We start from the raw sequence: 16782 nt of genomic DNA, 5'->3' as shown, positions 1-16782 counted from the left end.
TTCTGTTTCTGAGAGGTTGATCTGCCTGCCATGCATCCGACTGTTGAGTTTAATCCGCCCATGTTAAATGGGGTCAGTGCCAGTAAAGTGTTCTTGCAGGATAGTCTAGATGCACCCCCGACAGTTTTTGCTTATTTATGCACGCAATTTGCGCATATCGCAGCAGATGAATGGCAAGCCCGTTTCGCCAAAGGTCTGGTCTATGATGCGCAGGGCCATCAATTAAGCACAGAAAGTCCATTTCAGGCCAATAGTCATTGTTTTTATTATCGATTTTTGGCACATGAAGTGCATGTTCCTTTTCAACATCAGATTTTATTTGAAAATGAGCATTTCATGGTGATCGATAAACCGCACTTTTTGACCATGAGTCCGACCGGTCAGTATGTACAGGAAACCTTGCTGGTTCGTCTCAAAAAACAAACAGGCAATGAACATTTAACACCGATTCACCGGCTAGACCGTGAAACGGCCGGCGTGGTTCTCATTTCAAAATATGTAGAATCTCGTGGCCTGTATCAACAGATGTTTGCCACACGGCAAGTGCAGAAGACCTACCATGCGATTGCAGCATACAAGGCTGATTTAGAATTTCCATTGATCACACGATTAAGAATGGAAAAAGGTCAGCCCTTCTATACCATGCAGGTGGTCAACGGCGAAGCCAATAGCGAAACGGCAATCCAGCTGTTAGAACATAATAAAGAATGGGCCAAATATGAACTGAAACCACACACTGGCAAACAGCACCAATTACGCGTGCACTTGAATCATCTCGGTATTCCAATTCAGAATGATCCGTTTTATCCACGGATAGCGCACAAAGCCGAAGATGATTTTTCTGCCCCTTTAAGCTTATTGGCCCAACATATTCAATTCATTGATCCGATCACGCAGAAAAGCATGAATTTCAGCTCCAGACTTGAATTGACACTGTAAATCGCTTGTCATTACAGATTATTTTCTAAAATCGGTCGCTTTAAGATTGAATTTCAAACGTAATTGATTAGAATAAAGGCGAAAAGTTAAGTAATTTAAAGCTTTAAAAATATTATGAGAAAAACTGAAGTTTATCAAATTCGCTTGGACTCGCAAGAGAAGAAACAAGCCTTTGCGGTATTTAAGCAATTGGGGATTACGCCAGCTCAGGCCGTGCGTCTTTTTTTCAAACAGGTGGTGATTACCAAATCGATCCCCTTCTCGATTGAAAACCAGAATATTAATCTGGAACAACTGATCCGACTGCGCAAACTGAAGCAAAATGAGATCCAGAATGGGCAAAGCAGCTTGCCAAATTCAACACTCAATTCTCTGGATGATCAGGAAATCCAGCTCGATGATGATCATCTGGATTTATTTGAAGAACTGAATGCCATTTTAGGTGAAAGCGACAAAATTTAACATTGTTGCATTTCCGAACAATTTCTAAAGCCGGCCACTGACAAACTTCGCTATGCTTGATGCTGATAATGAATAAAAAATTAGCATGGAGGATGCAATGCTCGTACGACGCGCTCAATCAGCAGACCTGAATCAGCTTGCGATATTATTCGATGAATATCGACAATTTTATGGCACCTCCTCTAACCCCGAACTCTCCTACCAATTTTTAAAACAACGTTTTGAAGATGGACAGACCGTCATTTTCATTAATACCAAAGATGATACTTTTACCGGCTTTATTATCCTGTATCTGGGTTTTTCTTCGGTGGCCTGCTCGACCTATTATATTCTGGATGATGTCTATATCACCCCGATATTTCGGCGTCAGGGTGCAGCCAGACAACTGATTGATACCGCAATTTTATTTGCCAAACATGAACAGGCCTTAAGAATTACCCTGGAAACCCAAAAGAACAATTACCAATCGCATGAATTGTATGAATCTATGGGATTTATTAAGGATAATGAGTTTCAGACCTATCATTGTTTCCTGAGATAAAATCTGATCGTTCAAATAAACTTGAGAAGAATAACTCAATTATTCTTCTGAACGGAATTTTGCCAAAGCCACCTGTTCTGCATTTAAATAGATCCATTCTCCTTCAGCCAGCTCAGGCAGAGCCAAAGCACCAATTTGAGCACGATGCAATTGCTCGACTTTATTTCCGACGGCTGCCAGCATGCGTTTCACCTGATGATATACCCCTTGATGAATGCTCATTTGCAGACGGCTTTCAGACAGACGTATCACTTCAGTGGCTGCAAAAATACCTTTTTCATTGCGTAGCTCAATGCCTTGTTCCAGTTGCTGTAGCTGAGCATCAGTGACTGGATCTGCCGTTTGCATTTGATAAACTTTGGCCACATGTTTTTTCGGATGTGTTAACGCTTGCAGAAACTGGCCATCATCAGTCAACAATAACAGTCCGGTGGTGTCCTGATCCAGACGACCCACGCATTGAATGCCACGATTCAGCAGCATCTCATCAAACAGATCAAACACACTAAAATGATGCGTGGCCTGATGCGAACACTCATAGTCCTGCGGTTTGTTTAAAGCGATATAGACTTTCTCTCGATAGCGATGGGCCTTGCCATAGACCTCGAAGTCTAAATCATTCAAATCCAGTTTATGTTTAGGATGATCAATCACTTCATTCTGGATAGAAACAGCACCATTTTTAATCAATTGCTGACAATGCTTGCGGGAACCGAAACCTTGTGACTGCAACATTTTTTCCAATAGCATCTGCTTAAACCTGTATCGCGTGAAGAGTTGTGCATTCTATCCTGAAACACACCTAAATTGATTGCTTCGCTTATTTTCTTCGTATCACCAGCTGAAACGCTCTACAATGGTGGCATTTTCCATGTTTCCTCTCCCGCCCATGTCACAACTCGATTTAAATTTGATGGTTCTTTTGGTATTACTGGCCTGTGGGATATTCAGTCACAATAGTGCTGTCACCATCGCTGCAGCGGTACTGATTGTTCTTAAAATTACCCCGCTACACGACCTGTTGCCTTATGTACAACAACATGGTTTGAATATTGGCATTATTATTCTGACCATCGGGGTATTGGCACCGATTGCGAGTGGCAAAATTGCCGGAGAAAGTATTCTCAAGTCATTTCTCAGCTGGAAATCTTTACTGGCCATTGCCATTGGTGTTTTTGTGGCTTGGCTCGGTGGCCGCGGTGTGAAACTGATGTCGAATCAACCGGATATTGTCGCGGGCTTATTGATTGGTACTGTAGCAGGTGTGGCGGTGTTACGCGGCGTACCTGTTGGGCCGCTGATTGCAGCCGGGATTTTATCTTTATTGATTGGTACACAATAGATTCAAATCATCAGCACGCATCACCCGTATGCAAAGATTTCTCAAAAATACATCACATGACCTATAATATGCAGGTCATCTATTGATTCCCTTGCACCAAGCTTTAAAGCAGTGTTTCAAGCTTGCTCAGGATATATCATCAGATCAACAGAAGATTCATCTTGGTTGTAAGCTTTCCAAGCTAAAATAAAAGCGATACAAAAAAATAGAATGATCTTTAACAAGCTGTGACCTGATAAAAATTTGAAATTTACTGCATGACAAATCCGAGCCTAATCTTTTAAGGCATAAACCAAACTTTCTATCATCTCGCCGTTTTCCAAATATACTTTAACCGGAATCCGTTGATATTCATCACCTTCAAACGCATCCAGCTCTTCCCAATATTGGGGAAGATGCTCAGATATAAATACATAACCCTGAACAGTCTCGCCCGAATCACTGAGCTGAATGCCCGGGCTACCCAGTTCAGCCCCCCAGCCACGCTGTTGCAAATGCCCACGGATATAAGCGGCTTTCCAGCTTCCCCCAATCCGCTCCATGACATGGGCATTGGGTTGCTGCGGACGAAGCGTGCCGTATACGAATAAACTATGCATCTTAAAAGTTCTGTAGGATCATTTCGGGGATTACTCTACAAATAACAGTGCCAGACGGACTTGGTCATAGGCCATTTTAGGCGTGGTGAGTTCTACAATCGGGCGCAACTTAATCGAGCCATCATCATTAAAATGCTCAGCACTTTGACGTTTGGTTAAGCGTTTATAAATTTTACGCACCTGCTCCACCACTTCCTCACCCGGATGAGCCACCGAAATATCCAGTCCCTGCTCTTTGTGTAAACGGCCTAGATGATTAATGATTGTCGCTGGCGTCAGACCACGTTCAGTCGCGATATCCGCAACTTCATAGCCTTCTTCAAACAGTGCTCGGGTTTCATCCAGTGTGGCAGTGGCATAACTCTGCTTCGTGCCACTCTTGGAAATTTTCTTTTCATTGCGCTGGATTTCTGCTTCATTCAATGTGCCACCGCAGTGACGAATAAAGGCTTTATGCTGCGCAGTCAAATCGACATTTTCAAAATTCGCTTCGGCTTCATCAGAAAGTTCCTGAAAACGACGATCAGCTTTAATCGCTAAACTGTCAAGTTCCAAAGCCTGCTCATTAAAGCCTTTTAAACGTAAGCCATTTAAGCTTTTCAACCGTGACAGCGCCACATAACCTTGACCTTTCTCGAAAGTATGACTCAGATCAATTTCTGCTGCTTCCAAGGTCATCCCTTGAGATTTATGAATGGTAATCGCCCAGGCCAAGCGTAAAGGAATTTGCTGGAAACTGGCAATAGTCTTACCAGCTTCATTGTCTACCGACCAGGTTTCCGGCTCCACCACCAAGGTCGTGCCATCGGTCAGTTTTACTTTGGGCAGCACACCATATTCATCGTCTTCTTCAAAACTGATCACTTCACCCAGACTGCCGTTGATATAGCCCATATCAAAGTTATTTTTTACAAACATGACTTTGGCATGCTTTTTCAAGGTTAAGGCTTCTGGTGCACGTACTGAAGATTTTAAAGTTTCAATCAGCTTTTCATTGCCATCACACTGGGCATCAAACTGGCGCGGATCATTGTCAATTTCATTCAGATGTTTAAAGTTAAGACTATCCACATCCATATTATGGGTATACAGACGCGTATAGGTATCGCCGATTTCTTGATGTCGGGTTGCCTGTAAAGCCGTGCGATGTTCATGGCTAATCGCCTGCGCACGGATCGCATTCAGGATGTCATTCAGATAATCATTGCCCTGACGATGCTGCTCGGTCAGATAACACACTCGAAACTTGGCTTCTACCCAGGCTTCCGACATAAAGCAGAATTTATCGCGATTACGCTCGTCATTCTTACCGACTGGCGGCAACTGGAAAAAATCCCCGGCCACAATTACCTGAATACCGCCAAAGGCTTCATCACTGTCCTTAAAATATTTCAGCACCTGATTGACCAGATTCAGCTGCTTGGCATGCAGCATGGAAATTTCATCAATAATCAGAACTTGGGCATTTTCCAGATGTTCTTTTAAGTATTTACGCTCTTTCATGCGCTTTAAGTCATCTTCGGACAAAAAGTCTTTAATCCCAATGCCGGCCCAGGTGTGAATGGTCATACCATTCATATGCGTGGCTGCAATACCGGTCGATGCCGTAATCGCGACGGCGACTTTACGCGCTTTTAAATAATTAATATATTGATTCAGCGTATAGGTTTTTCCTGCACCCGCAGAACCGGTTAAAAAGACATTTTCTCCTGCTTTGAGTAACTTAAGGGCAGTTTCCTGTTTCATAAGAGCAATACCGTGAAAGAACGGCTATAGCCTAACGATTTTTGGCAGAAAAGTTAAGCGTCATGGCGGAAAACCACTTAATCTTGCACTTAAGCCTGCAAGTTGAGCCAGTTGATAAAATGCATCGCGATATTGCTATATTCAGCTTCTGCCTTTTGATTGTTCGGATATTCCAGCTGATCGAAGATCACTTGCCCATTGACGATTCGACAGCCCAGAATTAAAGGTAAACGCACATCCGGATGCGACATGCGAAAGGCCACATATTGCCCTTCAATAATCTGCTGGGCATAACTGGCAGCCAGACAGTTCCTGAAAACCTTGGATTCTTCCAGAATACGATCCAGATTTTTAAGCTCCTCAAAACGCCAGTTGAAATATAATAAAAATGAGGCCTGCGTCAAAGGTGACCAAGTTACGAGCGCAAACTCTTTTTTCAGCTTGGCCATCATTTCCTGCTTCTGAATCTGATCATGCCAGATCACGGCCTGAGCGAATAATCCACTCCAGCTGAGGTTTTTCGGAATCTCGTTATGACTGGAAAAATATTCCACCAGATAGTCACGCACATAACTGTCAAATACAGACTCACGCACATGTCCACTGTGTAAATAAAACAGCTGTCTAAATTCGACAAAAGGAATCCGATAGCGCTGCAACACATGATAGAAATCCCGATTCTGCTGGCTTTGAGGCTGAATATAGGTCAAGACTTCTTCTGGAAGATGTGTGGTAATTTTATATAGATGCTGCATATATGCCTGCATCACCCGGCTCAGTTGCAAATAGACTTTCTTGGTGATCTGATCATCCATTTTGACCACGTTACGCAGCAGTTCTATCCATTCGTCCAGATACAGAATCGAGGGAGTGATGGCAATCCGCTGATCATCCATCGATTGGCGTGTGCCTTTTAAGACCACCGCCTGATTATGCTGATGTTGAAACCAGTCATGCTGGATTGCATATTCATGCATGCTATGAATAAACAGTCGCGCTGAGACATATTGAAAATATTGTAAGGTCGCCAGAATAATCTGCGGATGAATATGATGGCTGTCTACAAAACTTAAGGCCGTCACTGCCACCCGCACGCTGCTGTGCTGAATATTGCTACTGATCCAGTCCAGTACTTCGGCTGGTTGCCTGAAAATCCAGTTCACTGCACGATGACAGTCAAATAGTGGTAATCGGGCCACCTTTTTTTGCCATAAATAGGGATGATTTTCCAGAAAATTTCGTTTGGCTAATAAGTCATCGCGATGCCAGACCTCACGATTCATCAAACGGACAAAACCGAGCAGGTGGCTTTGCTCCTCGGCATGTCGATACAACAGCCGAATATCATCGCTGTGATCATTCAGTTCATGTAAATTAAAACGCTCTTCAAAAGACAAGGACATAATCCGAAACGTCGCCGGATGCAAAAGCTGTGCGGCACTAAAACAGAATTCATCCAGAGTGTCCATTAAGGACTGGATGGACAGGAACTCATCCTGCTGTAGAAATGCCAAAGAAAAAGCCTGTTGCAAGCTTTCAAGAATTTGCGGTGGAATATCCTGTTCGTCCAGAACAACGTTTTGCATGACTGGTGTTGTATACCACCCGGCCTCTATTAAATGATGATCAATAATCTCAGCCTGAACCACCGACATCTGTTGCAGGAATGCCAATACCCGTGCTGGGCCATTTACCGCCTCATAGACCTGGTTCAGAATCAGTTTGCGTAATTGCTTGGCTTTGTCACGTAAATACAGCGAATGCTGCGGTTTCAAGTCCCCAGTCAGGAAATAGATATCCTGTAAAAAAAATTCTTCTAGCGCTTCTGCTTTGTATTGCTGAAAATAAAAATGACTCTCGACCAAAACGGGTGCAGTTCCGGAGTCCAGTGCATATGCAGTATAAAACTGGATATAGAACAACCCATCCAGCAATTCAATCCGGTATTGACCCTGCTGAATTTTTAATAGATTTTGTGCAGTCAGATGACCAATCATCGCCATCTGATCCAGATAAAGCTGGTTCAACTCCGGAGAAATCCGCAAACATTGTTGTGCCAGCAATTTTAACGGCGCTACCCAACCACCCTGTTCCATATACGCACCTATATTATTTTATTTTTATATTGAATCATGTTGAGCCCTCGATCATCGATCAGTGACTATTTGACCATACATTATGGCAGTACTCGCACAATAAAACAGCACTGCAGGATGACTTCTAAATATAGCGCATCTCAATATGTCACAACTTGGATTTACAACGAGGATTCGGTTGCCTGCTGGTCTTGCTGACGCTGCACAGTGAGCGCTGCCAAACCCGTATAAATATGCTGTTGCAAGCTATGCCGAAACTCAACCAGCTCCTCTTGCGTCTGCACCTGAGCAATCGATAGTCGCGGCATAAACTGAAAATAAAAGGGCAAGCGTTTTGGCAACAGGTGTTTGGGCAGAGAAGGAATCACATCGCCCTGACGTAGTAATTTATTGAGTTGTGGTATTTTAAGTAGTGTTTGAAAATACTTATGCTGGATAATCTTATTGGCATTAAAGCCAATCTCATAGACCTCATCCGCACCGAGAGCGGCAAAAGGGACAAGATCATAGTTGAATTCTTGCGCCAGCTTTAAAAAGCCGTAACGCTGCTTCCAGATCAGCTGATACTGCTCACCCTGACGTTTGAGCACTTCACGACCGCCACCCGGAAAGACCAGAATGGAATAGCCTTGCTGCATTGCAGCACGCACATAGGCTTGTGTTCCATCAATGGCACCAAACTTTTTCACGGCTTCACGCCACAGCGGCACATAAAAATGGCTATGATCTGCAATACTGACCACAGCCACCTTATGTTCGTTGTAGAGGTAATCAATAAGCATCGGCGCATCAAAGATGCCATACATGGAATGATTACCGACATACATTGCAGGTCGACTGGCATCCATATACTCAGCCCCTAAAAATGTCGGGGTAAAATATAACTTGGAGAAGGCACTTAAACGCCTGATCCACTGCCCGTCATGCTTGGCCTGCAATCTGTCTACTCTCTATTTATTGCGGATCATGCCACACGTTTTTGAACCAGAATCGAACCCACTGAATAACCAGCACCGAATGAACAAAGTACGCCGTATTCACCATCTTCCACTTCATGGGCAGTGCGGTGTAATGCAATGATCACGCCTGCAGAAGAAGTATTGGCAAACTCGTTCAGAATCATCGGCACCAGACCAGGTTTGGCATTTTCTTTGCCAACCACCAGTTTCAGGATCAGTTCATTCATACTGGCATTGGCTTGATGGAGCCAGAAGCGTTTCACGCCAGTCGGTGCAATCTGATTCTTCTCCAGTTGCGCTGTAATCATTTTCGCAACCAGTGGGCAGACTTCTTTAAAGACCTTACGGCCATCCTGACGGAAACGCTTGTCATCAATGTCGGCATTTTCAGAGGTATTCAAGAAACCAAAGTTATTGCGGATGTTATTCGAGAACTGGGTGAACAACTCGGAATCCAGAATTTCAAAACCGGTTTTGCTTTCAGTGTTTTCAATAATTGAAGCGGTTGCCACATCACCAAAAATAAAGTGACAGTCACGTGAACGAAAATCGGTATGTGCAGAGGTAATTTCCACATTAACCAATAACACACGACGCGCACCAGCCTTAATCGCATCATAGGCCTGTTTCAGACCAAATGTTGCTGCCGAGCAGGCCACATTCATGTCATAGGCATAGCCTTTAATTCCTAAAGCGGTTTGAATCTCGATGGCAACGGCAGGATAAGCACGTTGCAAATTCGAGCATGACAAAATCACGATATCAATATCTTCAGCAGTTACGCCTGCATTTTCCATCGCCTGCTTGGCTGCGATTACACCCCATTCTGCTTGCAGTGAAATTTCATCATCTGCACGTTCAGGTAAATTCGGACGTAAACGTTTCGGATCTAGAATACCGCTTTTTTCCGCAACATAACGGCGTTGGACACCAGATGCCTTTTCAATAAATTCTGCACTAGAACCACGACGCGCTTCAATTTCGCCTGCAGCGATTTTGTCCGCATTTTCGTGATTAAACAGTTCCACATAAGCATTTAAACTTTCAACTAATTCTTCATTGGTGATGACATTTTCCGGATGGAACAAGCCAGTACCCGTAATGCGGATGCCCATGTAAAACTCCTTCTCTGAATTACCTATATCTTAACTGATTCCAAGACGATCCCATACTTTTTGCAAGCGAGTTGGAGACACGGGTGCTTTTGTTTTCATCGGTTGTGAAAACAATGAGATTCTTAACTCCTCGACCATGAAGTACAATTCTTTCAGACGAGGGTCATCTTTAAACTTGAACAATTTTTCCATCCATTGATCAATTTGGTCAATGGCGGAATTGTCCCTTTGTAGATTATTGGGCAAGCGGTCTAAACGCAAGATCAAGGCTTTCAAATAACGTGGAAATTCGATCCATACATCGGATGGTTTACGATATACAAAGTCAGAAAGACTCATTAAATCAAGTTGATCTTCAATATCATTGATATTTTTCTCAAACACAGAATGGTCTAAAACCAATAATTTCCGGCGGATTTCCTGCCACTGGATATAAATATCTGTAATCTCTTTCAGGGTAACTTGCCCATGACTTAAGAAAGATTTTTTTACATCTTCAACCAGTTTTTGGAACTCTTGCGCATTGACAGGTAGCTCATTCATGGACACTTGCAGTGTGGCATAAACTAACATTTGTTCTAGTTGGGCCTTGTCACCGAGTGGCGAATAAGCCAGTGCCAAAGGTTTGGAGATCTGTTTTTTTAACTGGCGAATCAGGTCTCCCAGTTGCATATGCACCAGTCGGATCACCCCTTCACGATGTTTTTTGATCGCTTCCGCCTGATCGTTAAAGGTCTGAATCACCACGCCCGACTCATCTTTTTGCTCCAGTGCAGCAAAGGCTTTGGTCGGCACCAGCGCCTGATACTGCTTGACCACGACACCCGTGACTTTTTGTGAGGCTTCAAACACAAAACTTTCCGGGAAGGTTTTAAATTCACCTTTCAGCTGCTTGACCGGACTATGGGTTTCAGCCCGGCAACGTGCTTTCAGCTCTGACAAATCACGACCCTGTTCAATGACACGACCTTTTTCATCAGTGACTTTAATAAACGGCAACAGATACTGTTCGACCCGGTCAAAGCTGAAATCTTTCTCAGTGATTTGATCGCCACGTAACTGGAACGCCAGGAAACCAAAGATATGTTTCTGCAGATCCTGTACATCGACTTTTGCCATGAGTTTTCGTGCAGTATCTGGAATTGGCACCAGATTACGGCGCTTGTCCTTCGGCAAGCCTTTTAGCAATGCTTCAATCAGGTCCAGACGCCAGCCTGGAATTCCCCAGGACCAGATTGATTCATCTACCTGAGCCAAGGCTTGCAGTGGAATTTTAACTGTCGCGCCATCTTCATCATGACTCGGGTCAAAGCGATAGGTCGCTGCCAGACGAAGTTCACCATTACGTAAATAGTCAGGAAATTGCTGTGTGGTTGGACGGTCATTCAGCCATAATGCATCATCATCAACAAATAAATAACGTGGCTGCTGAGGCTCAACCGTAGCCCGCCAATCTTCAAAAGTACGGCGGCTGGCCACTTCAGCTGGCACTTTAGATGCATAGAACTGGTAAATGGTTTCTTCGTCTACCACCAGATCACGACGACGCAATTTATCCTCAACCCGTTCGACTTCTTCCAGTTTAAGCAAGTTATGCTTTAAAAATGGCGGACTAATACCGAGATGACCCGTAGTTAAAGCATCGCGTAAGAAAATTTCATGCGCCGCAGCCTGATCGACTTTTTCATAATTGATTGCTCGTTTTGGCTCAATGATCAGACCAAATAATGAAATCTGGTCATAAGCGTTCACCACACCGGCTTTTTTCGACCAGTGCGGTTCAAAATAATGATGCTTGAGCAGATCGCGGGCGGCTAGCAGTATCCATTCCGGTTCAATCTTGGCCAGAGTGCGTAAATACACTTGCGAGGTTTCCACCATCTCAAAAGCCATGACCCACGGCGTATTGCTCTTATGCAAAGTCGATGCCGGGAAAATCCGGGCTTTCTGCTGACGTACCGCCATAAACACATTACGTTCATCGGTCTTGTTGGCAATAAACGACAATAAGCCGGTGAGTAATGCACGATGCAGATTTTCATAACTGGCAGCTTTGTCATTAAATGACAGTTTTAGACCTTGAGCCAAGTCCACCAGTTGTTCATGGGTTTTTTTCCATTCACGTAAACGCAGCCAGCTCAAGAAATGATTCCGCGCAAATGTACGGCGTTTATTCTCACTCATACTTTCGCGATTGCCGTGCAATGTTTCCCAGAGTTTTATATAGAACAAAAAGTCAGAATCAGCTTCACGGAACAAGGCATGTTTCTGGTCGGCCTGCATTTGTTTGTCTGCAGGACGTTCACGCGGATCTTGCACCGCGAGCGCCGCAACAATAATCAAGACTTCGTTTAAAACACCAAAATGTGCGCCACCCAAAATCATACGGGCCAGACGTGGGTCAATCGGCATTTTTGCCATTTGCTGACCGATTTTGGTTAATCCACTGCTTTGAAGTCTCCCTTTCTCAAAGGGAGATTTAGAGGGATTTGCTTGATCATCTTCAGTTTTAGGAGAATTTTTCTCGGCCATTGCCCCCAACTCAATCAGCAACTTACGGCCATCATTCACCAGACGGTGATCCGGTGGTTCGATAAAATCAAAGTCCTCCAGCGAGCCTAAACCCAGACTCTGCATCTGCAAAATCACCGATGCCAGATTGGTACGCTTGATTTCAGGTTCAGTAAATTCCGGACGGCTCAGAAAGTCGTCTTCTGAATACAGGCGGATACAAACACCGGGCGCAATACGACCACAACGACCTTTACGCTGATTGGCTGCAGCCTGAGAAACGGCTTCAATCGGCAGGCGCTGCACCCGTGAACGATAGTTATAACGTGAAATACGCGCAAAACCACTATCAATTACATAACGAATATTCGGTACAGTCAACGCTGTTTCCGCGACGTTGGTGGCAATAATAATACGTCGCCCACCACCGGAAGGATTAAAGATTTTTTGCTGCTCTGCCAAGGCTAAACGGGCAAATAAGGTTAAGACTTCAGTATGCCGTGGCCCGTGTTTAATCAGGGTTTCCTGTAGCTCGCGAATTTCCTGTTCTGTACTGGCAAAAATCAGGATATCGGCATGTTCGGGATGGCCTTTTTCCTGGGCATCCTGGAAGCATTCTTCAACTGCTTTAACCACTGCACGTGGCAAGTTTTCTTCGAAGTCATCAAATTCATCATCATCGCTGCCGCCAATGCTCATTTCCGAGATCGGGCGATAACGCAGTTCAACCGGGAAACTACGGCCTTCTACTTCAAAAATGGGTGCACCATTAAAGTAATTACTAAAACGGTTTACATCCAGTGTGGCAGACGTAATGATGACTTTCAGGTCTGGACGACGCGGCAGTAACTGCTTCAGATAGCCCATAATGAAGTCGATATTCAGCGAACGTTCATGTGCTTCATCAATAATAATGGTGTCATATTTGCTTAGGTAGCGGTCATGCGTCAGTTCGGCAAGCAGAATACCGTCAGTCATCAAGCGTACAATTGAATCTTGGGAACCCTGTTCAGTAAAACGCACTTTAAAGGAAATTGATTCCCCGAGTTTTTCGCCAACTTCTTCAGCAATACGCTGTGATACGCTTCGAGCCGCCAGTCGGCGTGGCTGGGTATGTCCAATCAGACCAGTCAGGCCGCGTCCAGCCAGCATGGCAATTTGCGGTAATTGTGTGGTTTTACCAGAACCGGTTTCGCCAGCCACAATAATGACCTGATGCTTTTGAATCGCGGCTATCAGCTTGTCAGCGTATTGGGTAACGGGCAAATCTTGATTCAGCTTGATGTCTGGAAGACGTTCCAGCCGCTGCCGCACTTTCAGATTGGATTTTTCAAATAGTTCCTGATACTGCTTGGCATTGGCATCTTTCCCCTTCTTCAGTCGATTTAAACGGTGACGGTCACGCGCCATTATCCATTGATCTACATTTAAATGACTCTGCACAGAGAAAACACCCACATCAAAAAACCGGAAAAGTTTATTTTACTTGGTTCATTAGCTTTCAGATAGTCGTAGTTCTGTTAAGTGCCGGACAAATTGGCTTTACTCGTCTCATTTCCCTTAATTCGGCGTAGTAAATCGAGCAAATTACCCCGCTACTCTCACCTGTCCACATGATTAAGTTTAAGCATAAACCTAATTTTTAAATTGATATCGAGAGTATTTTGAGGAAAACAGGATTTTTTTCCTGATTTGCCCTTGAATTTTTCAGTTTCAGCATCATGTTTGTTAGCACGAGGAAAAAGAGATAATTTTGTCATGAAGCCATCATCTTGATGCTGCTCAATGAACAAAGCTATTTTGTGAAAATGGAGAATTTTTACATGATTCGGTTTTTCCGATTTTTGTAATGTAAAAATACCATTTCACCAATAAAGTAAATTTCTATAAGCTAATTGAAATTCAAAACAAACCTCAATCATGGAGACAATGATGAGCTTAATTAATACTGAAGTTAAACCATTTAAAGCAACTGCATTCCAAAATGGCCAATTTATTGAAGTAACTGAAGCTGACCTTAAAGGCAAATGGTCTGTAGTATTCTTCTACCCAGCTGACTTCACTTTCGTTTGCCCAACTGAACTGGGTGACCTTGCTGACAACTACGCTGAATTCCAAAAATTAGGCGTTGAAATCTACTCAGTTTCTACTGACACACATTTCACACACAAAGCTTGGCACGATTCTTCAGAAGAAATCAAAAAAATCCAGTATGTAATGGTTGGTGATGCAAACTGGACGCTTGCTAAAAACTTTGACGTATTAATCGAAGCTGACGGCCTTGCTGATCGTGGTACTTTCGTCATCGATCCAGAAGGTAAAATCCAAATCGTTGAAATCAACGCCGGTGGTATCGGTCGTGATGCTCAAGAACTTCTTCGTAAAGTTAAAGCAGCTCAGTATGTACATGCTCACCCAGGCGAAGTTTGCCCAGCTAAATGGAAAGAAGGCGATGCAACTCTTGCTCCTTCAATCGACCTAGTGGGTAAAATCTAATTTTAATTAGATTAAACTGACTCAAAAAAACCACGCTCTTTAGCGTGGTTTTTTATAACTTTTGATTTGATTTATTTATTTTAGAAGTAATGTTTACACGCAGATTGAGTGTGTGTATTTATCCCGAAATTGCTTGAATCGTCTATTTCTTTGCGATCTATCAAACTGCGCTGAATAAGTTTTAATTTCTCGCTGCAGCTATTTTCTTACAATCCTCTGCCCATTCTTACAATATAGCTATACATCTACAGCACGGCATGGCATAAGTTCAAATAATAAGAAAATAAATATTCAGTGGAGGAACGCATATGCAAAAACTGCTTACAGTGATTTCATGGAAATATAATCCCTCAAGCCGCCACCTGAAAATCGTTTATAGTAATGGCCATACGGAACTCTATCATCCTGTACCCGAATTTATTTATGACAACCTGCTCAGACGTGAAGATAAAGCTGCTTTCGTACATAAATATTTTGAATATAATTTACATTTCAATAAAGTCTGTATGGATTAAAACTAATGCGATTCACGATATCCGACCATCAGCAGACCCGCACCGATCGGTACAGTGCTGATGATAAAACACTGATCTTGCTGAATCAGATGAATAAACTCTTCCACTTCTGCTGCATGTGAAATGACATTATCCACCACAAGCATCCCACATTTTGGCTTGAGTAATCGAGCCAAATGCTTCCAATAGCCTAGATAGGCATCGCGCTCTGCATCCAGTAAAATAAAATCAAACTGTTGCTGTGAAGCTTCTAGATATTGCTGCGCATCCATCACTTTAAAATCAATAAGATGCTCAAAACCCAATGTATTTGCATAGTGTTTCGCTTGAGTGACACGTGCTTTATCTATTTCCAGTGTGGTTATCACTGCTTGGGTATGCTGAGCAGCTTCAGCTAGCCATAAAGTCGAATAGCCTGTGGATGTACCAATTTCCAAAATATCTTTGGCTTACTGGGCACAAATCAACATGGATAAAAATCGACCTGATTCTGGTTCTATATTGCGATATCGTTGCAGTCGATCTGTCTGCTTGAGATCATGCATATGAAATTTTTCATATAATTCATGCATGAATTTTTCAAATTCATCTGGATTTAGCATAGCCCCTCCCTGAGCTTTTTTAGCTTAAAGCGCCTGAATTAATTTAAAGCGTTCCACTTCACGATCATCGTTGGTGGTAATGGTTTCAGTGAACATTGTTAAAGGGCGCACCCAAATCGAATAATCCCCATAGAGACATTGATAAACCACCAGCTTTTCTTCAGTTTCACTGTGCGTGGCGACATGCAACACCTGATAAAGCTGCCCTTTATAATGCTGATAAATTCCGCGCTGTAATTCCATGATTCAGCCCTCCTGTTATAGATGCCTAATACTAACTGAATTAAGCAAATATCAAGTTAAATTACTTGAAAATTCTTATTCTAACGCCATATAAAAATCTGAAATTAATGATGCATTTTTCAATAAATCAGTAATTCCGATCGATATTATAAAAACAAACTGTTTTACCTATTTTGATTTATGCACTAATATCGCTTTATCAAATAAATATTTATTCCTTTGGAGACGTTAGCCATGTTAGACCAAAATACTTCAGCCCAATTAAAAACACTACTCGAACGTCTGGAAAGCCCGATTGAACTGGTTGCGACTTTAAATGATTCCGACAAATCTGCAAAAATCAAAGAACTGGTTGAGGAAATCGCTGCATTATCTGATTTAGTGACTGCACGTTTTGATGGCCAGAACCAACGTGCACCAAGCTTTGGTATCGCCAAAGCAGGTGAAGAACCACGGGTCTACTTCGCAGGTCTGCCAATGGGGCATGAATTCACCTCACTGATTCTGGCTTTACTACAAAGCTCTGGTTATGCACCGAAAGTATCTGCTGAAGTTTTAGAGTCGATTAAAGGCTTAGGAATCAAATCTGATTTTGATGTATTTGTATCACTCAGCT

14 protein-coding genes and 2 pseudogenes are annotated in these 16782 nt (G+C 43.1%); 7 read left to right on the top strand and 9 right to left on the bottom strand.

The window, feature by feature from the left end; all coding sequences use genetic code 11:
* Window positions 1–30: 30 nt before the first annotated feature.
* The 3 genes from FTT75_RS03180 to FTT75_RS03170 all read left to right on the top strand — a co-directional run bounded on the left by FTT75_RS03180 (window position 31) and on the right by FTT75_RS03170 (window position 1942).
* A complete protein-coding gene (locus FTT75_RS03180; RefSeq protein ID WP_005097353.1) occupies window positions 31–939 on the top strand; it encodes a pseudouridine synthase in 909 nt (302 codons plus the stop codon).
* Window positions 940–1053: 114 nt separating this feature from the next.
* On the top strand, window positions 1054–1401 hold the full coding sequence (locus tag FTT75_RS03175; protein ID WP_005097354.1) for a type II toxin-antitoxin system RelB/DinJ family antitoxin: 348 nt from the start codon (window positions 1054–1056) through the stop codon (window positions 1399–1401).
* Between the two features lie 97 nt (window positions 1402–1498).
* Window positions 1499–1942 carry an N-acetyltransferase gene (locus FTT75_RS03170; protein WP_005097355.1) on the top strand — a complete coding sequence of 148 codons (444 nt, stop codon included), beginning with the start codon at window positions 1499–1501 and terminating at the stop codon, window positions 1940–1942.
* 39 nt (window positions 1943–1981) lie between these two features.
* Here the strand turns inward: FTT75_RS03170 and FTT75_RS03165 are convergent, their stop codons facing one another.
* Entirely contained in the window at window positions 1982–2692 is a 711-nt protein-coding gene (locus tag FTT75_RS03165) for a pseudouridine synthase (RefSeq protein WP_180185900.1), read from the bottom strand.
* Between the two features lie 139 nt (window positions 2693–2831).
* Here FTT75_RS03165 and FTT75_RS03160 point away from each other — a divergent pair, with 139 nt between their 5' ends.
* Complete coding sequence (locus tag FTT75_RS03160; RefSeq protein WP_005097358.1) at window positions 2832–3284, top strand: DUF441 domain-containing protein; 453 nt, start codon at window positions 2832–2834, stop codon at window positions 3282–3284.
* Between the two features lie 272 nt (window positions 3285–3556).
* Here FTT75_RS03160 and FTT75_RS03155 read toward each other — a convergent pair whose 3' ends face one another.
* The 6 genes from FTT75_RS03155 to hrpA all read right to left on the bottom strand — a co-directional run bounded on the left by FTT75_RS03155 (window position 3557) and on the right by hrpA (window position 13753).
* A complete protein-coding gene (locus FTT75_RS03155; RefSeq protein ID WP_180040984.1) occupies window positions 3557–3883 on the bottom strand; it encodes a gamma-glutamylcyclotransferase family protein in 327 nt (108 codons plus the stop codon).
* A gap of 30 nt (window positions 3884–3913) precedes the next feature.
* Entirely contained in the window at window positions 3914–5629 is a 1716-nt protein-coding gene (locus FTT75_RS03150; protein WP_005097360.1) for an AAA family ATPase, read from the bottom strand.
* An 89-nt stretch (window positions 5630–5718) separates the two neighbouring features.
* Window positions 5719–7725, bottom strand: coding sequence for a hypothetical protein (locus FTT75_RS03145; RefSeq protein WP_180185899.1), 2007 nt, complete (start codon window positions 7723–7725; stop codon window positions 5719–5721).
* Window positions 7726–7886: 161 nt separating this feature from the next.
* On the bottom strand, window positions 7887–8663 hold the full coding sequence (locus tag FTT75_RS03140; protein WP_100355380.1) for a 1-acyl-sn-glycerol-3-phosphate acyltransferase: 777 nt from the start codon (window positions 8661–8663) through the stop codon (window positions 7887–7889).
* Window positions 8664–8689: 26 nt separating this feature from the next.
* On the bottom strand, window positions 8690–9799 hold the full coding sequence (locus tag FTT75_RS03135) for a beta-ketoacyl-ACP synthase III (protein WP_005170328.1): 1110 nt from the start codon (window positions 9797–9799) through the stop codon (window positions 8690–8692).
* A gap of 30 nt (window positions 9800–9829) precedes the next feature.
* Entirely contained in the window at window positions 9830–13753 is a 3924-nt protein-coding gene (hrpA, locus tag FTT75_RS03130) for an ATP-dependent RNA helicase HrpA (RefSeq protein WP_167381280.1), read from the bottom strand.
* 489 nt (window positions 13754–14242) lie between these two features.
* Here hrpA and ahpC point away from each other — a divergent pair, with 489 nt between their 5' ends.
* Together ahpC and FTT75_RS03120 are read left to right on the top strand one after the other, a co-directional pair.
* Window positions 14243–14806 (top strand): alkyl hydroperoxide reductase subunit C, encoded by a 564-nt coding sequence (ahpC, locus tag FTT75_RS03125; protein ID WP_005097370.1) that lies wholly within the window; start codon window positions 14243–14245, stop codon window positions 14804–14806.
* A 308-nt stretch (window positions 14807–15114) separates the two neighbouring features.
* Complete coding sequence (locus FTT75_RS03120) at window positions 15115–15321, top strand: KTSC domain-containing protein (protein WP_005097371.1); 207 nt, start codon at window positions 15115–15117, stop codon at window positions 15319–15321.
* A 2-nt stretch (window positions 15322–15323) separates the two neighbouring features.
* Here the strand turns inward: FTT75_RS03120 and FTT75_RS03115 are convergent.
* Window positions 15324–15923: pseudogene (locus tag FTT75_RS03115) on the bottom strand (O-methyltransferase).
* 24 nt (window positions 15924–15947) lie between these two features.
* Window positions 15948–16166, bottom strand: coding sequence for a DUF1653 domain-containing protein (locus FTT75_RS03110; protein WP_005097373.1), 219 nt, complete (start codon window positions 16164–16166; stop codon window positions 15948–15950).
* 234 nt (window positions 16167–16400) lie between these two features.
* Between FTT75_RS03110 and FTT75_RS03105 the strand changes: the two are divergent.
* Window positions 16401–16782: pseudogene (locus tag FTT75_RS03105) on the top strand (alkyl hydroperoxide reductase subunit F); the annotation flags it as partial.

Origin of the sequence: Acinetobacter sp. YH01008, from assembly GCF_013420435.1 — a bacterium.
GTDB lineage: Bacteria > Pseudomonadota > Gammaproteobacteria > Pseudomonadales > Moraxellaceae > Acinetobacter > Acinetobacter pseudolwoffii.
Note: the sequence above shows the minus strand (reverse complement) of the source record. Positions and strands in the feature narration are given on the sequence as shown.